This is a genomic window from Pseudonocardia halophobica (assembly GCF_027922425.1).
GTDB lineage: Bacteria > Actinomycetota > Actinomycetes > Mycobacteriales > Pseudonocardiaceae > Pseudonocardia > Pseudonocardia halophobica.
On sequence record NZ_BSFQ01000033.1, the window covers coordinates 1 to 18,042 of the forward strand.

General features: G+C 75.2%; 19 protein-coding genes. 13 read left to right on the forward strand and 6 right to left on the reverse strand.

Annotation, left to right across the window (positions count from 1 at the left end):
* The coding region (locus tag PKE99_RS28160) for an acyl-CoA dehydrogenase family protein (protein WP_271214936.1) at positions 1-107 on the forward strand (107 nt) is incomplete at its 5' end.
* Between the two features lie 105 nt (positions 108-212).
* On the opposite strand, the gene pruA is transcribed toward PKE99_RS28160, so the two are convergent.
* Both pruA and PKE99_RS28170 read right to left on the reverse strand, forming a co-directional pair.
* Positions 213-1,838 carry an L-glutamate gamma-semialdehyde dehydrogenase gene (gene pruA / locus PKE99_RS28165; RefSeq protein WP_037050401.1) on the reverse strand — a complete coding sequence of 542 codons (1,626 nt, stop codon included), beginning with the start codon at positions 1,836-1,838 and terminating at the stop codon, positions 213-215.
* A gap of 22 nt (positions 1,839-1,860) precedes the next feature.
* Positions 1,861-2,766, reverse strand: coding sequence for a proline dehydrogenase family protein (locus PKE99_RS28170; RefSeq protein ID WP_037050403.1), 906 nt, complete (start codon positions 2,764-2,766; stop codon positions 1,861-1,863).
* 138 nt (positions 2,767-2,904) lie between these two features.
* Here PKE99_RS28170 and PKE99_RS28175 point away from each other — a divergent pair, with 138 nt between their 5' ends.
* The 6 genes from PKE99_RS28175 to PKE99_RS28200 all read left to right on the forward strand — a co-directional run bounded on the left by PKE99_RS28175 (position 2,905) and on the right by PKE99_RS28200 (position 9,610).
* Positions 2,905-4,053 (forward strand): PucR family transcriptional regulator, encoded by a 1,149-nt coding sequence (locus PKE99_RS28175; protein ID WP_037050405.1) that lies wholly within the window; start codon positions 2,905-2,907, stop codon positions 4,051-4,053.
* 201 nt (positions 4,054-4,254) lie between these two features.
* Entirely contained in the window at positions 4,255-5,547 is a 1,293-nt protein-coding gene (locus PKE99_RS28180; RefSeq protein ID WP_156067922.1) for a GAF domain-containing SpoIIE family protein phosphatase, read from the forward strand.
* 62 nt (positions 5,548-5,609) lie between these two features.
* A complete protein-coding gene (locus PKE99_RS28185; protein WP_051737958.1) occupies positions 5,610-6,368 on the forward strand; it encodes an ATP-binding protein in 759 nt (252 codons plus the stop codon).
* 139 nt (positions 6,369-6,507) lie between these two features.
* The gene (locus PKE99_RS28190; protein WP_231498353.1) at positions 6,508-8,166 is read left to right on the forward strand and encodes a PP2C family protein-serine/threonine phosphatase; all 1,659 of its coding nucleotides are present in this window, start codon (positions 6,508-6,510) and stop codon (positions 8,164-8,166) included.
* Entirely contained in the window at positions 8,163-9,251 is a 1,089-nt protein-coding gene (locus tag PKE99_RS28195; protein WP_037050407.1) for a cobalamin B12-binding domain-containing protein, read from the forward strand. Before PKE99_RS28190 ends, PKE99_RS28195 begins: the two co-directional genes overlap by 4 nt.
* Positions 9,248-9,610, forward strand: coding sequence for an STAS domain-containing protein (locus tag PKE99_RS28200; protein ID WP_037050410.1), 363 nt, complete (start codon positions 9,248-9,250; stop codon positions 9,608-9,610). The genes PKE99_RS28195 and PKE99_RS28200 overlap by 4 nt, the downstream gene beginning before the upstream one ends.
* A gap of 7 nt (positions 9,611-9,617) precedes the next feature.
* Here PKE99_RS28200 and PKE99_RS28205 read toward each other — a convergent pair whose 3' ends face one another.
* Positions 9,618-10,853 carry a sensor histidine kinase gene (locus tag PKE99_RS28205; protein ID WP_037050412.1) on the reverse strand — a complete coding sequence of 412 codons (1,236 nt, stop codon included), beginning with the start codon at positions 10,851-10,853 and terminating at the stop codon, positions 9,618-9,620.
* 54 nt (positions 10,854-10,907) lie between these two features.
* Here PKE99_RS28205 and PKE99_RS28210 point away from each other — a divergent pair, with 54 nt between their 5' ends.
* Positions 10,908-11,564 carry a response regulator gene (locus PKE99_RS28210; RefSeq protein ID WP_051737959.1) on the forward strand — a complete coding sequence of 219 codons (657 nt, stop codon included), beginning with the start codon at positions 10,908-10,910 and terminating at the stop codon, positions 11,562-11,564.
* Positions 11,565-11,653: 89 nt separating this feature from the next.
* Here PKE99_RS28210 and PKE99_RS28215 read toward each other — a convergent pair whose 3' ends face one another.
* A complete protein-coding gene (locus PKE99_RS28215) occupies positions 11,654-12,460 on the reverse strand; it encodes a peptidoglycan-binding domain-containing protein (RefSeq protein WP_037050414.1) in 807 nt (268 codons plus the stop codon).
* Positions 12,461-12,794: 334 nt separating this feature from the next.
* Here PKE99_RS28215 and PKE99_RS28220 point away from each other — a divergent pair, with 334 nt between their 5' ends.
* From PKE99_RS28220 to PKE99_RS28230, 3 genes are read left to right on the forward strand one after another with little or no spacing between them, the layout of a single operon-like run.
* Entirely contained in the window at positions 12,795-13,196 is a 402-nt protein-coding gene (locus PKE99_RS28220; protein ID WP_037050417.1) for a hypothetical protein, read from the forward strand.
* A 23-nt stretch (positions 13,197-13,219) separates the two neighbouring features.
* Complete coding sequence (locus PKE99_RS28225) at positions 13,220-13,798, forward strand: RNA polymerase sigma factor (RefSeq protein ID WP_037050542.1); 579 nt, start codon at positions 13,220-13,222, stop codon at positions 13,796-13,798.
* Positions 13,795-14,424 carry an anti-sigma factor family protein gene (locus tag PKE99_RS28230; RefSeq protein WP_051737960.1) on the forward strand — a complete coding sequence of 210 codons (630 nt, stop codon included), beginning with the start codon at positions 13,795-13,797 and terminating at the stop codon, positions 14,422-14,424. The genes PKE99_RS28225 and PKE99_RS28230 overlap by 4 nt, the downstream gene beginning before the upstream one ends.
* Before the next feature lie 6 nt (positions 14,425-14,430).
* Here the strand turns inward: PKE99_RS28230 and PKE99_RS28235 are convergent, their stop codons facing one another.
* Positions 14,431-14,733: a DUF2795 domain-containing protein gene (locus PKE99_RS28235; RefSeq protein WP_156067925.1), complete on the reverse strand. Its 303-nt coding sequence runs from the start codon at positions 14,731-14,733 to the stop codon at positions 14,431-14,433.
* Between the two features lie 316 nt (positions 14,734-15,049).
* On the opposite strand from PKE99_RS28235, the gene deoC reads away from it, so the two are divergent.
* Positions 15,050-15,796, forward strand: coding sequence for a deoxyribose-phosphate aldolase (gene deoC, locus PKE99_RS28240; protein ID WP_037050421.1), 747 nt, complete (start codon positions 15,050-15,052; stop codon positions 15,794-15,796).
* Positions 15,797-15,885: 89 nt separating this feature from the next.
* Entirely contained in the window at positions 15,886-16,653 is a 768-nt protein-coding gene (locus tag PKE99_RS28245) for an SDR family NAD(P)-dependent oxidoreductase (RefSeq protein ID WP_197040791.1), read from the forward strand.
* Between the two features lie 3 nt (positions 16,654-16,656).
* Here PKE99_RS28245 and PKE99_RS28250 read toward each other — a convergent pair whose 3' ends face one another.
* Complete coding sequence (locus PKE99_RS28250) at positions 16,657-18,030, reverse strand: NtaA/DmoA family FMN-dependent monooxygenase (protein ID WP_037050426.1); 1,374 nt, start codon at positions 18,028-18,030, stop codon at positions 16,657-16,659.
* Positions 18,031-18,042 lie beyond the last annotated feature (12 nt).

Consider the following 18,042-nt stretch of genomic DNA (forward strand, 5'->3'; position numbering starts at 1 on the left):
AGCGCTACTTCCGGGACGCCCCGCTGATGATCGTGGGTGAGGGCACCAACGAGATCCAGCGCAACGTCATCGCCGCCCAGCTCGTCAAGCGCGGCGGCCTCGACTAACCGCGTTATGGAACCATAATGCGATTCTTGGGCCGTACTGACCGCATTATGGTTCCATAACGCGCAATTTCGGCGTCGCTTAGCGCATTATGGTTCCATAGTGCGTCATTGCATGTGCGGGTAGGTGTGGGTCGTCGGCGGGACGAGGGTCTCCTTGATCGCCCGGGGGCTGGTCCAGCGCTGGACGTTGAGCATCGAGCCCGCCTTGTCGTTGGTGCCCGAGCCGCGGCTGCCGCCGAAGGGCTGCCGGGAGACGATCGAGCCGGTCGGGCGGTCGTTTACGTAGAAGTTCCCGGCGGCGTGCCGGAGGACCCGGTGGGCGTCGTCGATCGCCGTGCGTTCGGTGGCGAAGACGGCGCCGGTGAGGGCGTAGGCGCTGGTCCGGTCCACGAGCTCCAAGGTGGGCAGCCAGTCCGCGTCGTCGTACACGTGCAGGGCGAGCACGGGGCCGAAGTACTCGGTGGTGAACGCCTCGTCGCCGGGGTCGCTGCCGACGAGCACGGTGGGGTCGACGAACCACCCCTCGGCATCGTCGCTGCCCCCGCCGACCAGGACCTCGAGCGAGGCGGTGTTCTTGGCCCGGTCCAGCGCCGTGCGGACCCGGCCGAAGGCGCGGGCGTCGATCAGGGCGCCGCCGAAGTTGCGCAGATCGGTGACGTCGCCGTAGGTGAGCGAGGCGGTGACCTCGGCGAGCTCCTCGCGCAGCGCCGGCCACAGCGAGCGCGGCACGTAGGCGCGGGAGGCCGCGGAGCACTTCTGCCCCTGGTACTCGAACGCGCCGCGGACCAGCGCGGTCGTCAGCGGCGCCGGGTCGGCCGACGGGTGCACGACCACGAAGTCCTTGCCGCCGGTCTCGCCGACGATCCGCGGGTAGCTGCGGTAGCGGTCGAGGTTGTCGGCCAGCGTGCGCCACAGGGTCTTGAAGGTGGCGGTGGAGCCGGTGAAGTGCAGGCCCGCGAACCCCGGGTCGGTGAGCGCGACGCGGGACACGGCCAGCCCGTCGCCGGTCACGAGGTTGATCACACCGGGCGGCAGGCCGGCGGCCTCGAGCAGCCGCATCGTGTACTCGGCGGCGAGCTGCTGGGTCGGGGTGGGCTTCCAGACGACCGTGTTGCCCATCAGCGCGGGCACCGTCGGCAGGTTCCCGGCGATGGCGGTGAAGTTGAACGGGGTGATGGCCACGACGAACCCGTCGAGCGGGCGGTGGTCCATCCGGTTCCACTCGCCGGGGACGCTGCGCGGCTGCTCGGCGAGCACCCGGCGGGCGTAGTGCACGTTGAACCGGAGGAAGTCGATCAGCTCGCAGGCGGCGTCGATCTCGGCCTGCTGCACGGACTTCGACTGGCCGAGCATCGTGGCCGCGTTGACCGTGTCCCGCCAGGGCCCGGCGAGCAGGTCGGCGGCGCGCAGCAGGACGGCGGCGCGCTCGTCGAAGGGCAGGGCCGCCCACTCCGGGGCGGCGGCCTTCGCGGCGGCGACGGCCTCGGCCACGTCGGCGTCGGTGGCATTGGCCGACACCCCGATCACCGAGCGGTGCCGGTGCGGCTCGACGACGTCGAAGCGCGCGCCGGAGGCCATCCGGCGCTTCCCGGCGACGGTCATCGGCAGGTCGGGCCGCTGTCCGCGCAGCTCGGCGAGCTCGGCCTCGAGCGAGGCGCGCTCGGCCGTGCCGGGCGCGTAGGTGTGCACCGGCTCGTTCGCCGGCTCGGGGACGGTGGTGATCGCATCCATGATCGACTCCTCGGAGAACGGATCAGCGGGTGAGGAGGGCGCGCAGCAGGAAGCCCAGGTTGGCGGGGCGTTCGGCGAGCCGCCGGGCGAAGTAGCCGTACCAGTCGGCGCCGTAGGGGACGTAGACGCGCATCCGGTGCCCGGCGGCCGCGAGCCGGTGCTGCTCGGGGACCCGGATGCCGTAGAGCATCTGGAACTCGAAGGTCGCCGGGTCGCGGCCGGCCCCCTCGGCCAGGGCGATCAGGCGGGGATCGTGGGTGGCCACCATCGGGTGGCCGGGGCCGGCCAGCAGGATGCGCAGGCAGCGCTCGTACGAGGCGTCGACCTCGGCCCTCGCCGTGTACGCGACGGACGAGGGCTCGGCGTACGCGCCCTTGACCAGCCGCACCCGCGAGCCCTCCCGGGCGAGATCGGCGCAGTCGCCCTCGGTGCGGCGCAGCGCGGCCTGGACGACGGCGCCCACCCACGGGTGCTCGGCGCGCAGTTTCGCGACCGTCTCCAGCGTGGTGTCGACGGTCGTGTGGTCCTCCATGTCCACGGTCACCGTGGTGCCGGCGCGGTCGGCGGCGGCGCAGATGGCGGCGGCGTTGTCGAGGGCGAGGGTGCCGGGCAGGGCCGCGCCGAGGGCCGAGAGCTTGACCGACACCTCGGCCCGGTCGGCGAGGCCGTGCGCGGCGAGCCCGTCGAGGGCGGCGACGTACGCGTCGCGGATAGCGGCGGCCCGGGCGGCGTCGGTGGTGTCCTCGCCGAGGTGGTCGAGGGTGACGAGCAGGCCCGCGGCGGTGAGGTCCGCGGTGGTGGCGAGGGCGGCGTCGAGCGTGTCACCGGCGACGAAGCGGTCGACGACCCGGCGCGCGGCGGGCGCCCCGGTCACGAGGCGACGCACCGGCGGTCGGCGGCTGACGGCGAGGACGGACGTGCTGAACACGGCAGGTCTCCCTTCCGGCCTCCGGCGCGGCGGGCAGGGCCGACCGGCGCCGGTGTGCAGTCACGGTAGGGAGTTCCCGTTCCCGAGCCCATGGCCGGATGTCCGAGGTTGTGGGCCAGATCCTCATACACTTGTCCGATGGAGCTGCAGGAGCTCGTCGACGAGGTCTCCCGCGTGCTGGGCGAGCCCGTCGTCCTCGAGGACCGGGACTTCAACCTGGTCTGCTACGGCGCGCACCCCGACGAGCTGGACCCGGTCCGGCAGCGCTCGATCCTGCACCGCCGCTCCGCTCCCGAGGTGCAGGACTGGTTCGAGCGGTTCGGCATCGCGACCAGCGAGCGGCCTGTGCGCACGCCGGCGGACCCGGGCTTCGGCGTCGTCGCGCGGGTGTGCCTGCCGGCGCGCTGGAACGGCGTGACCTACGGCTACGTCTGGGTGCTCGACGCCGCCGGGCGGCTCGCCGGGCCGGAGGCCGACGAGCGGCTCGACCGTGTGATGCGGCACGCCGCACGGGCCGGGACGATCATGGCCGGCCAGGCGCGCACCCGGGAGCACCTCGCCGAACGGGCCCACGACCTGCTGGCCGGGGACCCCGCGACAGCGGAGATCGCGGCCGCCGAGATCGACCGGCTGGGCGCGCTGGCCCGCGACGTGCCGGTCCGCGCGATCGCCCTGCACCTCGCCGACGGCGGTCCGGTGCCCCCGCTCAACCTCTGGCGGCTGCCTCGGGCGGCCGTCGCGACCGCCACCGACGATCCCGCCGACCCGACCGTGCTGCTGCTGACGCCGTCGACCGACGCGGACCACCTCGCCGAGGCCGCCCGCCGGCTCTACGCCGACCGGCTCGACGGCGTCGAGCAGACCCGGCTGGTGGCGGGCGTCGGCGGCGAGCGGGCAGACCTCGTCGGGCTGCGGGACAGCGTCCGCGAGGCACGGCTCGCCGCCCGCGTCGCGCACGAGGTGCCTCGGCTGCGCCCCGTGGCGCGGTGGGACGCCCTGGGCCCCTACCGCCTGCTCGCCTGCGGGCCGCGGCCGGCGCTGCGCGAGGGCGCGATCGACCCCGCGGTGCGCCCGCTCTTCGAGCACCCGGTGCTCGCCGAGACCGCGGCCACCTGGCTCGACCTGGCCGGTAACGCGCAGCGGACGGCCGAGGCGCTCGCCGTGCACCGGCAGACCCTCTACTACCGGCTGGGGCGCATCGCCCAGCTCACCGGCCTGGACCTGGCCGACGGCAGGGACCGGCTCACCCTCCACCTGGCCCTGACCTTCCGGCCGTTGGTGGGGTGACGCCCCCGTCACCACCGCGATCACCGCCCCGCGCCCGCGCCGCGGGTCCTCCGGCGCCTAACATCGACGCAGCCCGAGCACCGTTCAGCCCAGTGCGGTCGCGCAACGCACGAGGAGCCGAACGATGAGGGTGCAGTGAGCGGGTCCCGCGCGCCCGGCAGGGACCGGACCGGCGTCGGATCGCCCCGTCGCGTCGAGGCCGTGCACGCCACGCGTCTGTTCGAGACCGGACCGGAGGAGGCGTTCAACCGGCTCACCCGGCTGGCGGCGATCATCCTCGGCACCCCGATGGTCGCGCTCACGGTGGTCGACGACGTGCGCTCCTTCCTCAAGGGCGCGCCGTACCCCGAGGCGATCACCGGTCCGGACGGGACGTACGAGTCCCCGGTCCACGACGCCGCGTGCCACGTCGTGATCGACGCCGGCGAGGAGATCTACGCCCCGGACGTGTCGCTGGAGCCGCGGCTGCGCGATCTGCCACAGATCAAGGAGTTCGAGGCCGCCGCCTGGATCGGCGTGCCGATCCTCGATCCCGACGGCTACGTCGTCGGCAACTTCTGCGCCATGGACCGGGTGGTCCGCGAGTGGACGGACGAGCAGCGCGAGGGCCTGCGCGGCCTGGCGCGCGCGGCCGGCGGCGAGATCGCCCTGCGCCGGGCGCTCGCCGAGACCGCGCGGGCAGCCGCGGAGGCCGAGCGGCACGCCGCCGAGGCCGCGGAGCTGGCCCGGACCCTGCAGGCCAGCCTGCTGCCGCCGCAGCCGCCCGTGCTCCCCGGCGTGACGATCGGTGCCTGCTTCGCGCCCGGCGGGACCGGCGTCGAGGTGATGGGGGACTTCTGGGACGTCGTGCCCGCCGCCGGCGGATTCGGCCTCGTCGTCGGCGACGTGTGCGGCAAGGGCGCCGCGGCCGCCCGCACCACGGCCCTGGCGCGCTCCGCCGTCCGCACGGCGGCCCTGGGCGAGCCCGCGGACGGGGACGGGGCGGCCGTGCTGCGGACGGTCAACGAGGTGCTCCGCGGCTGGTACGCGGACCCGCTGTTCGGGGGCCGCATCGGCTTCGTGTCGGCCGCCTACGCCACGTTCCACCGGCCCGCGGCGGGCGGGACCTGGCAGGTCGACATCGCCGGTGCGGGCCACCCGCCGGGCCTGGTCCGGCGCGCCGGCGGCGGGGTGGAGCACCTGACGGGCGGCGGCATGATCCTGGGTCTGACCCCGGGCGCGGCGGTCGGGACGCAGCGGCTCGAGCTCGCCGCGGGGGACGACCTGGTGCTCTACACGGACGGCGTGACCGAGGCGCACCGGGTGGGCGACCCCGACCAGTTCGACGAGTCCGGGCTGGCCGCGGTGCTCGCCGGCCTGCCGCCCGGCACCGGGCCGCAGGAGACCGCGGAGGCGCTCGTCGGGGCCGCCCGGGCCCGGTCGGACGGCCGCTCGCCGGACGACGCGGGCGTGGTCGTCGTCCGGATCGGGAACCCCGACCTCACGAGGCGTTAGCGCCTGGGGTGAGGTGTACGAGTACCGGGAGAGCGACGGTGGGCGACGGGAAAGGGGGCCGGGTGACCGTTCCCGAGCACGACGACGCCTCGTCCGTGCTGCGCGCGGTCACGGCGGCGGCGGGCGGGACGGCCCACGTGCACCTGGTCGGGCGGCTCGCCCCCGAGACCGCACCCGATGCCGTCGCGCACCTCGCCGGGCTCCTGCAGGGCTACGACCGGGTCGTCGTGGACCTCGACGAGCTGCGGGTCGAGCGGCTGAGCCTGCTCGCCGTGCTGGCCCGGGCCGCGCACGACGCCGGCGGGTGGCCGGACGCCCGGCTCGCCCTCGTGGCCCGGGACACCCAGCTCCGGCAGATGCTGCGCGCGGCCGGGGTGGCCGACCGGGTCGCCGTCGCCCACGGTCTCGACCTGGCGCTCGACCGGGCCGAGCGCCGCCCGGCGGTGGTCGACGCGAGCTGGACCTTCCCGCCCGAGCCGGAGATGGTGGGCCGCGCGCGGCGCGAGGTGGACCGGCGCCTGGCGGCGTGGGCCTTCCCGGGCGACCCCGAGGACGTCGCGCTCGTGGTGAACGAGCTGGCCGCCAACGCCGTCGAGCACGCCAAGACCACCTTCACGCTCACCGTGACGCTGGACCGGACCGGCCTGCGGATCGCCGTCGGCGACCGCTCACCGCTGCCGCCCGTCCTCCGGCCGCACGATCCCGGCGCCGCGCGCGGCCGTGGCCTCCAGCTCGTCGACTCGCTGGCCGAGGAGTGGGCCATCGTCGACCGGGGCGAGGGCAAGGTCGTGTGGGCCCACGTGGCCCCGGGACGGCGCTGATCCGGGGAATCCCCGGGCGCTCGCCACGGTTGCACGATGTTCGTGCCCTTTGGACAGAGCCATCGGCATGCGCGACACTGATCGGACCCGACCCGAACGGGATGAGGTGACAAGGGGCCGCCCCGGCGCTCCCGTACCCGTGACAGAGCCCGAGCACGCCACGAGCGCGGCGGTCCTCGAGATCGACGCGCGGATCGACACCGCGCCGTACCCGGCCGTGGTGGCGGACGCTGCCGGGATCGTCCAGGCCCTCAACCGGGCCGCGCGCACGCTGCTGCCCGACGTGCGCGTCGGCGAGACCCTCACCGCGACCGCCCCCGGCTGGCTGGCCGAGTCGCACGCGACCCTCGCCGCCGACCCCACTCCCGGCCCCAGTCCCGGCGGCGCCGCGCAGGGCTGGGTCGACCGGCGCAGCCTCGAGGGCCACCCCGTCCGGCACGACGACGGCACGGTCACCTGGTGGCTCGTCGACGACACCGACACCCGGCTCGCCCGCGAGGCGCTGCGCACCGAGCAGGCCCGCACGGCCTTCCTCACCGAGGTCTCCACCGCGCTGCTCGGGTCGCTGAACCTGCAGCGCTGCATGGAGACCACGGTCACGCTGGCGACCGTGAACCTCTGCGACGCCGCGATCGTCATGGCCCCCGCCGGGCGCGGCGGCCGGTACCCCACAGTGACCGCCGTCCGTGGCGGCGAGGTCGTGCACGACGTGCTCGACGTCGACGCCGAGGAGGTCCCCGGCCTGGCCGAGGCGCTGCAGGGCTTCCCGCCCGTGCCCTCGCGCTGGCTCGACCCGATGTCGGTCCCGGAGTGGCTGCGGCCGACCGGGTTCGGCGAGGTCGGCTCGATCGTCGTCACCCCGCTGCCCGGGCACGGGGTGCCGGCCGGCGCGCTGATCCTCGTGCGCGGCGCCGGCGCCGCCGAGTTCAGCGAGGAGGAGGAGGTGGTCGCGCGGCTGTTCGCCACCCGCGCCGGCGTGGCCATGTCCGCGGCCCGGATGTACGACCAGCAGGCGTCGATCACCGAGACGCTGATGCGGGACCTGCTGCCGCCCACGGTGCACCAGCTCTCCGGCGTGGAGTTCGCGGCCCGGTACCGCGCCGCGCAGGACGGCGACCGCATCGGCGGGGACTTCTACGACGTGCACCCGGCGAGCGAGGAGGACGAGGAGTCCCTCGTCGTGCTCGGCGACGTCTGCGGCAAGGGTCTCGACGCCGCCGTCCTCACGGGGAAGATCCGCAGCACCCTGCACGCGCTGCTCCCGCTCGCCGACGACCACCTGCGCATGCTGCGCCTGCTCAACGGCGCGCTGCTGAACACCCACGACGCGCGGTTCGCCACGCTGGTGCTCGCCTCCGTCGCCCGGGACGGCGCCGGGGTGCGGCTGCGCCTGACCTGCGGCGGCCACCCGGCCCCGCTGGTCGTGCGGGCGGACGGGCGCGTCGAGGAGGCCCCCACGCGCGGCACCCTCATCGGCGCGATGCCCGACGTCGGCGCCACCACGGCCGAGCTGACGCTGGGCCCGGGCGAGACGTGCCTGATGTACACCGACGGCATCACCGAGGCGAAGGGCGGTCCCTTCGGCGACGAGCTGTTCGGCGAGCACCGCCTGCACCGGGCGCTCGGCGAGTGCGCCGGGATGCCGGCCGAGGCCGTCGTCGAGCGGGTGCAGATGCTCGCGTCGCAGTGGCTGGGCCGCGGCGCGCACGACGACATGGCCGTACTGGCGATCACGGCTCCCCGCGGGCAGCACCTGACCGCGGTCGGGGGGCACGGACGAGGCAGGTACACCGCATGACCGATCCGACGACCCGAACCCCGACCGGGCCCGAGGAGTCCCTCCGCAAGTACGCCGACGCGCTGTGGTCCGCCGCGATCGCCGGCGACGAGTACGCGGCCACCGACGCCGTGCTGGGCGCGCTCGACGCCGGCGTCGACCCCGAGGCCGTGCTCCTCGACGTCGTGGGCGCCGTGCAGCGCAAGGTCGGCCGCGAGTGGGCGGCCAACCGGATCAGCGTGGCGCAGGAGCACACCGCCACCGCCATCGACGAGCGCGTGATCGGCGCTGTCGGGCACCGGGTGCGCACCCGGCCGAGCCGCGGCCGGATCGCTGTGGCCTGCGTCGACGGTGAATGGCACGCCCTGCCGGCCCGGCTGCTCGCCGAGGTGCTGCGGCTGCGCGGGTTCCGGGTCGACTACCTCGGCGCCCAGGTGCCCGCGCCGCACCTGGTGGAGCACCTGCACCGCACCGCCCCGGAGGCCGTCGCCATCTCGGGCTCGATCGCGACCCGGCTGCCCACCGCGCACGCCACCATCACCGCCTGCCGCGCCACCGGCGTCCCCGTGATCGCCGGCGGCGCCGCCTTCGGCTCGGACGGCCGCTACGCCCGGCTCCTCGGGGCCGAGGCCTGGGCGCCCGACGCCCGCGCCGCGGCGGACCGGCTCGCGGAGGGCCCGCTGCCGCGACCGGAGAACAGCACGCAGGCCATCGACGACCTGCCGCACCTCGCGGACCAGGAGTACACGATGGTCACGCGGACCGCGCCGCAGCTGGTCAAGGCGATGTACACGGGGCTGGAGCTGAAGCTGCCGGTGATGGCGCGCTACTCCGACCAGCAGCGCCAGCACACCGCCGAGGACCTCGACCACATCGTGCAGTTCCTCGCGACCTCGCTCTACACCGGGGACGACGATCTGTTCGGCCACTTCCTCCGCTGGACCGCGGAGATCCTGGAGGCCCGGTCGGTGCCGGCGGCCTTCCTGGTCCCCGCCCTCGAGCTGCTGGGCGAGGAGCTGCGGGACTTCCCGCGGGCCACCGCCCTGCTGGAGGGCGCCCGGGCGCAGTTCTCGGCCTCCCTCGTCGGCACGAAGGAGTCCGCGTGACGGCGGGGCAGCGACTCACCTGCACCTGGGCGGTCGCCGGGCGGCGCACCGGCCGGCTCACGATCGTCGGCGACCTCGACTACGACCACGCCGACGAGATCAACCGCGTCCTGGTCGAGAACCTCGGCGCACACCCGGGCCTGCGCGCGGTGCACCTGGACTGCGCCGAGGTCGCCTTCTGCGACTCCTACGGCCTCGCCGCGCTGCTCATGGCGCACCGGCACATCCGGGGCGTGGGGGCGCGGCTGCACCTGGACAACCTCCAGCCCGGCCTCACCCGCCTGCTCGAGCTCACCCGCACGCTGGAGTACCTCACCGCCGAGGCCGCCCCCTCCCGCGCGGAGAAGTTCGACACCTGACGCCTGGTCAGACCGGGTCGGCCGGCACCTCGACCGTCACGACCGTGCCGGAGGAGGCGCCCGGGGCGATGGTGAGGCATCCGCCCGCGGCCTCGATCCGCACCGCGTGGGAGGCCAGGCCGATGTGGCCGCCGCCCGGGCCGGCGGCGCCGGGCCCGATCCCCACGCCGTCGTCGGCGACGACCATGCGGGCGCGGCCGCCGAGGAAGGTCAGGGTGACGTCCGCGGTGCGGGCCCGGGCGTGCTCGGCGACGTTGGCCAGCAGCTCGCGGGCGGTCCGGTGGAGCAGGGGATCGGCGGTCGTGCGCAGGTCGGCGGGCCAGCCGTCGGCCCGGACGTCGGCGGCGAACCCGCCCCGGGCGGCCGCGGCCGCCGCCAGCTCCCGCACCGCCGCCGGCAACCCGGCCTTCGCCAGCACCGCGGGGTGCAGCTCGGCGACCGTGGAGCGCAGCAGCCGGGAGGTCTCGGTGAGCGCCCGGTCGAGCCGCTCGAACGCCTCGGGGTCGCCGGAGTCGCGGGCGTCGTCGAGGTCCATCCGCGCGGCGAGGACGTACTGGAGCGCGCCGTCGTGCAGGTGCTCGGAGAGCGAGCTGCGTTCGCGCTGCTCGAGGTCGCCGAGCTCGCCGAGCAGCTCGCCGCGGGTCTGCACGAGCCGCCCGATCTGGGCGACCCGGGAGCGCTGGATCCGGGAGAGCCCGACGCAGCCCGCCGCCACCCCGGCCGCGATCGCCGTGCGCAGCAGCAGCGAGCTCCACGGCTCCAGGTTCGCCTCCATCGTCGCGATCCCCGCGACGAGGTAGACGACGACCGTCGGGACCACGACCGCCGCGCACACCCGCGGGCGGAGCTGGGTCGCGGCCAGCACCGGGAGCAGGAGGAACCCCGTCGTCACGACGTCGGAGGTCCAGCTCTGCGGGGTCGAGACCCCCGTGAGCAGGGTGAGCACCGCGAGCACCACGAGGTCGCCCAGCAGCGCGACCCACGCGAGCCGGACCGCGCGGTCGCCGCCGCTGTGCACCCAGACGGCGATCGCGAGCGCGAACAGCCCGTAGCAGGCGGCGATCACCACGCAGGTGACGACGTCGTGGGCCGGCGGCACGAACGCCACCGTCAGGGCCACGAACGCGACCAGCACCCAGCGCAGGGCGACCTGCAGCCGGACCCCTCGGCGGGCGTGCTCGACGGCCACCGCCAGCACCGCGGGCCCTCCCGGCGGGACGGGTGCGCCGGTCGGAGTGCTCATCCATCCATCCTTCGGTCGTGGTCCCCGCATCCTGATCCTCCCTATGCTTCACCCGTGACCGCCGGCCGAGGGGGCGACGCGCGCATCCGCGTGCTGGTCGCCGACGACCACCCGTTCTTCCGCGACGGCGTGGCGCGCGGACTCGTGCAGAGCGGCCGGATCGAGGTGGTCGGCGAGGCCGGCGACGGCCGCGCCGCGCTCGAGGTGATCCGGGCCGAGTCCCCGGCCGTCGCGCTGGTGGACTACGAGATGCCGGACATCGACGGCCTCGGGGTGGTCCGCGCCGTCGTCCGGGACGGGCTGCCGACGCGGATCCTGCTGCTCTCCGCCCACACCGAGAGCGCCGTGGTCTACCAGGCGCTGCAGGAGGGGGCGGCCGGTTACCTGGCGAAGGACGCCCGCCGCGCGGAGATCGTGCAGGCGGTGCTCGACGTCGCCCACGGCCGGACCGTCGTGCCGCCCGAGCTGGCGGCCGGACTGGCCGGCGAGATCCGGATGCGGGCCGCGTCGGACGGGCCGGTGCTCAGCGAACGGGAACGCGAGGTGCTGGCGGCCTTCGCGCGTGGGCTGTCCATCCCGCAGGTCGCGAAGGAGCTGGTCATCGGGGTCAGCACGGTCAAGACCCACACCCAGCGGCTCTACGAGAAGCTCGGCGTGTCCGACCGTGCGGCGGCGGTGGCGGTCGCGATGCGGCGGGGACTGGTGGAGTAGGCGCCCTTCAATCGGTGCGCCCCGCTCCGGGAACGGCGGCGGGCCCGCGCGGGCTGCGCGGGCCGTCGGCCGATCCTCGTGCGTGGGCCTCACATGCCCGGCATCCCTCCCATCCCGTTCATCTGGCTGCCCCCGTTCATCTGGCTGCCGCCGTTCATCTGGCTGCCGCCGTTCATCTGGCTGTTGCCGCTCATCTGGTTGTTCCCGTTCGCCAGCATCTTCGCGAGCGCGGCCTGGGTGGCGGCGTTCATCTGGCCGGTCTGCGGAAGGCCTGCGTCGCGCTGCAGGTAGGTGATCGCCTGCGTGGTCTGGGTGTTCATCAGGCCGGTGACGGGGCCCTCGTAGTAGTTCAACTGGCCGAGCTCCTTCTGCAGGGTCTCGATCGCGGCCGAGGGCGCCGGCGGCGCGGGCGGGGTGACGTGCCCGCCGCTCGACGAGCCGCCGTTCGCGCTCGTCCCGCCGTTACCGGTCACGGGGTGGGCCGGCATCGGTGCGTGGCGCATCGGCGCCGCGGCGGCGCTCCCGGGGTCGGCCGGCGCCGTGGCGGCGAGTCCGGGGTCGGCCGGGATCGGTGTGGCGTCGTGGCCGTAGCCGAGCCCGTAGACCAGGCCGGTCGCGACGCCCGCGGCCACCACCAGGGCGCCGACGGTCAACCCGACGCGACGCCAGGTCTCCTTCCGTCCGGGCACGTCGGCCGGGTCGTCCGGACCGACGTAGGCGCCGTGGGCCCGGCTCCAGGAGTACAGGGCCTCGGAGTACGGGGCGTCGGCGAACGGGTCGTCGGCAGGGGCCTTGGCGGTGCGGCCGGCTCCGGCGCGGGCGGACGCCTGCGGGGCGCCGTCGGCGTCGCGGGGGTCCTGCGGGGCGGGGGTGCTGATCGTGTCGGTGGTGCTCATCGGATTCTCCTTCCGAGGTGGGGCCGGGGCGGTCGCTCCGTCGAGAAGAACTCTCCTGCGGGAGGCCGCCCGCCACCGTCGGTCCGCCGGTCGATGTCCCGGCCGACCCCGCTGTCGGGCGATCGGGGGACAGCGGGCGATGGGCGCTCGGTTCGACAGCGATGATCATCAGGAGCTGACGGCTCCGCAGGCCGCCCCGTAGAGCCCTGAGCTCCCTCTCGACGCGCCCCGGGGAAGGTCACGGGACGGTCACGATCGCGGGCGCTCGCAATCCCGCGCGCCCATCCTTCCGTAGCACCTCGGCCGGGGGAGCCCGGCCGACGAGAGGAGCCCCATGACCCGCTCGCACGCCGCGTCCGCCGTCTCGCCGGCGGTCGTGACCCTGCTGCGCGTCCTGGCCGCGCTGTCCGTGCTGATGATCGTCGTGCAGGGGGTGTCGGCCGGCGAGATCCTGACCCGCAGCGCGACCGCCCTGGCGCTGCACTCCGGCGGCGCGATCGTGGTGCACGTGCTCACCGGGCTGACGGCGATCGCCGCCTTCCTCGTCGTCCGCGCGACGGGTGGCCCGTGGTGGCCGCCGATCCTCGCCGCGGTCCTGTTCGTGGTGACCTTCCTGCAGGCCGCCCTGGGCAGCGGTGGGGTGATGGCGGTACACGTGCCCCTCGCGATGATCTGCCTGGTGGGGGCGGTGTGGCTGCTGGTGTGGTCCTTCGCCGCCGGCCGGACCCGGGCCTGAGCGCCGGCGCCGGAGGGCGCGGGATGGCGTGGCGGGCCAGGCCGGTCGACGGGTTCCCCGACGACCTGCTGCTCGCCGGCCTGGCCTCGGGGGACGCCGAGCTGTCGGTCGCCTTCGTGCGGCGCTTCCAGAGCCGGGTCTTCGGCGTCGCGATGGCGGTGCTGGGCGACCCGTGCCAGGCCGAGGACGTCGCGCAGCAGGCCTTCGAGCGCGCCTGGCGGCACGCCGCGGTGTTCGACCCGCGGCGCGGCTCGGTGACCACCTGGCTCACCGCGATCACCCACCACCTCGCGATCGACGCCGTGCGCGCCCGCCGCGCCGCCCCCGTCGACCCGATGGCCCTCGAGGAGGTCCTCGGCGCCGGCCCGGACGGCCCGGAGCGCGCCACCCTCGCGGCCGAGTCCGCCGCGGAGCTGCGGGCCGCGATCCGCGCGCTGCCCGCCGAGCAGGCACGCGCCCTCGTGCTCGCCGCCTTCCGCGGGCTGACGGCCCGCGAGGTCGCGGAGAGCGAGGGCATCCCGGTGGGCACCGCGAAGACCCGGATCCGGACGGCCATGGTGCGGCTGGCGGCGGTCCTCGAGCCGAAGCGGGGCCCGTCGTGACCGGCGCGGACTGCACCCGCTGCCGCGAGCTCGCGCCGGAGCTCGCACTCGGCCTGCTAGGCGGGCACGAGCGCGCCGAGGTGCTCGCCCACCTCGAGGCCTGCCCGCCGTGCCGCGACGAGGTGGCCCGGCTCGCCGGCGTCCACGACCGCCTGCGCGCGCTCGTCCCACCGGTCGAGCCGCCGGCCGGGTTCGAGGAGCGGGTGCTCCGCCGGATCGGCCCGGTGCGGCCCCGACGGCGGCTGCCCGGCTGGGGGCGGATCGCCGCGGCCGCCGCGCTGGTCGGGGCCGCGTTCGCGGGCGGCTGGATCGCCGGCACGACGACCGCGCCGGCGGCGCCCATGGTCGCCGCCCCGCTGCTCATGGGCGACCGGCACGTGGGCGACGTGCTGGTGAGCCGGTCGCGGCCCGACTTCCTGTCGGTCTACCTGGACGTGACGCAGCCGGGACGACTGACCTGTGACCTCCTCCGGCAGGACGGCACGGTGGCCGCCTCCACCGTCTACGACGCCTCGGGCGGCACGGAGTGGTGGGGCGTGGAGAGCCCCGCCGACGCCGTCGCGAGCGTCCGGATCGCCGACGCGGCGGGCGGGGTGGTCGCGTCGGGTGAGGTGCCGCGGCCCTAGGGCGCGTCAGGACCCGGCGCGCCCGGGCCGCGGCATCGTCGGCATCGTCGGCATCGTCGGCATCGCCGGCTGCGCGGCGAACACGCCGGCCAGCACGGCGTCGAGGTCCGGGTAGGTGCGGTAGGGCAGGCGGGCGAGGCGGTAGGCCGTCACCCGGTCGGCGCCCCGGGCCGCGGCCCCCGCGATGATCTCCCAGCGCTCGGCCGGGTAGCGGACGTCGCACAGCACGTCGACGAGCCGTTCGTGCAGGGATCGCGGGGCACGGTCCACGGACCGGCGGGCCCTGCCTCCCTCGGACGGTTCCGGCATCCTGGCGGCCTCCCGTCGGCCCGGGGCCGCAGGTGGTGGTCGACGGCCCGTCGACGCTGCAAGGTACGGAGGCCGGGGTGGGCGGGCAAGGTCCGTCGGCCGGTCGGCGGCCCACCCTCCGCCGGCCGCCGCCCCGGTGCGGCTCCGTGCGGCCGCCTCCGGCTCCCTGCCGCTCCGGTGCCGCTCCCGTGCGGCGCCTCCGGCTCTCTGCCGCTCCGGTGCCCGCTCCCGTGCCGGCTCCGTCCGATCCCGTCCGGCCGCGGGCGGCTCGGGTAGCGTCGCCCGGACCCGCTCGCCACTCCCCGGGAGCACCCGCATGACCCTCGACGCCCCGGCGATCGCCGCGATGATCGACCACGCGATCCTCAGGCCCGAGCTCACCCGCGCGCAGCTCGACGCCGACCTGGCGATGGCGGAGCGGCACAGGGTGTTCAGCGTGTGCGTGCGGCCGTCCGACGTCGCCCACGCCGTGTCCGCCCTGGCCGGCAGCGGGGTCGCGGTCGGCACCGTCCTCGGCTTCCCGCACGGGACCACGTCGACGGCGGCGAAGGTGGCCGAGGCCCGGCAGGCGCTCGCCGACGGCGCGGCCGAGCTGGACATGGTGCTGAACATCGGCCGGCTGCGCAGCGGCCTGCTCGACGACGTGGAGGCGGACATCGCCGCCGTCGTCGGGGCCGCAGGGGACCGGGTGGTCAAGGTCATCCTGGAGACGGCCTTCCTCACCGGCGACGAGATCGTGGCGGGTTGCCACGCGGCCGAGGCGGCGGGGGCGGCGTTCGTGAAGACGTCCACCGGGTTCGCGGGCGGCGGCGCGACGGCCGAGCACGTCGCCCTCATGCGGGCCTCCGTCGGCTCGTCCGTGCAGGTCAAGGCGTCCGGCGGCGTGCGCGACCTGGACACTCTGCTCACGCTGCACGAGCTCGGCGCCACCCGCTTCGGCACCAGCGCCTCCGCCGTGATCCTGGAGGACGCCGCGGCTCGGGACGCGGGCCGCCGGAGAGGGAGCTCGCGTACCCGACCATCCGACTCGGTGGCCGCGCGGACCGACGGCGCGTCCTACTGAACCGGGTTACCTGAACGAACGTTTGACAAGATCGCGGGCCGCGGCCTAGCGTCGGTCCGCCCCGTCACCGACACCCGTGGAGTGTGCCCGTGTCCCGTGAGCTCGAGGGGCAGGTCGCCCTCGTCACCGGTGCGACGTCCGGCCTCGGCCGGCGCTTCGCCGAGGTCCTCGCCGGCGCCGGCGCCGTGGTCGCCGCGGCCGGCCGCCGCGCGGACCGGTTGGAGGAGCTGGCGAAGGAGATCGAGGCCTCCGGGGGGCGGTGCCTGCCCCTGCAGCTGGACGTCTCGCGCGCGGAGGAGATCCCGGCCGCGGTCGACCGTGTGGAGGCCGAGCTCGGGCCCGTCACGATCCTGGTGAACAACGCCGGCGTCCCCGACGCCAAGCGGGCCCACCGGATGCCGCTCGAGGTCGTCGACGCCGTGCTCGACACCAACGTCCGCGGCCCGTGGCTGCTCGCGACCGAGGTGGGCCGCCGGCTGATCGCGGCCGAGCGGCCCGGCCGGATCGTCAACATCTCGTCGATGAGCGCCTTCGACTACCGCAACGGCGGCGCGGCCGCGCTGTACTCGGTGAGCAAGGCGGCGCTCAATCGGATGACCGAGGTGCTCGCCGTGGAGTGGGCGCAGCACCGGATCAACGTCAACGGCATCGCCCCGGGCGCCTTCCTCACCGAGATGATGGAGGGCATGATCGAGCGCCTGCACACGGACGCCGAGGGCCTGGCGGAACCCTTCCCGCGCAAGCGCCTCGGCGCCCCGGAGCAGCTCGACAGCACGCTGCTGTACCTGTGCTCGCCGGCGTCGGAGCTGGTCACCGGCACGGTGATCAAGGTCGACGACGGCCAGCACCAGCGCTGAGGGTCACTCCGCGACGGCGGTCCCCAGGTCCGTCGCCGCGGTGGTCGGCGCCGGCTTCAGGCCGAGGTGCTCGCGCAGCGTGGTGCCCTCGTACTCGGTGCGGAAGACCCCGCGCTCCTGCAGCAGCGGCACCACGGTGTCGGCGAACTCGTCGAGCCCGCCGGGCGTGATGTGCGGGACGAGCACGAACCCGTCCGAAGCGTCCGCCTGCACGAACTCGTCGAGCAGCTCGGCGATCCGGCCCGGTGTGCCGATGAAGTTCTGCCGGCCGGTCACCTCGATGATCACCTCGCGGGTGCTGAGGTGCTTGGCCTCGGCGAGCTCGCGCCACTCGTTCGCGGTCGCGATCGGGTCCCGGTACATCCGGACGCTCGCGCGGCCCCGGGAGATCGTGTTCTCGCCGACGACGGGGTCCACGGTGGGCAGCGGGCCGTCCGGGTCGTGGTCGGACAGGTCGCGGTTCCACAGCTGCTCGAGGAACTTGATCGCGGTGGCCGGGCTGACCTGCTGGTACCGGACGTGCCGGGCCTTCTCCTGGGCCTCGGCCTCGGTGTCGCCCAGCACGAACGTGGCCGCCGGCATGATCTTGAGGTCGTCGGGGGAGCGGCCGTACTTCGCCAGCCGGCCCTTGACGTCCGCGTAGAAGGCCTGGCCCGCCTCGAGCGTGCCGTGCCGGGTGAAGATCGCGTCCGCCCCGGAGGCGGCGAACTCGCGGCCCTCCTCGGAGTCGCCGGCCTGCAGGATCACCGGGCGGCCCTGCGGGCTGCGCGGCACCGGGAACCGCCCGTGGATGTCGAACTGGTCCGAGCGGATCGCGAAGTCGCCGCCCGGCCGCCAGAACTCGCCGGTCTCCTTGTCGGCCACGATCTCGTCGCCCCGCCAGGAGTCGAACAGCTCCCAGGTGGCGGCGAGGAACTCCTTGGCGCGCAGGTACCGCTTCTCCTGCGGCAGGAAGCCGCCGCGGCGGAAGTTCTCGCCGGTGAACTCGTCCCATGAGGTGACGACGTTCCACGCGGCGCGGCCGGCGGACAGGTGGTCGAGCGAGGCGAACTGGCGGGCGACCTCGTACGGCTCGTTGAAGGTCGAGTTGATCGTCCCGGCCAGCCCGAGCCGGTCGGTGACGGCGGCGAGCGCGGCCAGGATCGTGAACGTGTCCGGCCGCCCGACGACGTCGAGGTCGTAGATCAGCCCGTTCTGCTCGCGCAGCCGCAGCCCCTCGGCGAGGAACAGGAAGTCGAACCTCGCCCACTCGGCGGTCCGGGCGAAGTGCAGGAACGAGTCGAACTCGATGTGGCTGCCGGCCTCCGGGTCGCTCCACACCGTGGTGTTGTTGACGCCGGGGAAGTGCGCGGCGAGGTGGATCTGCTTGCGCGGCATGCGGTGTCCTCC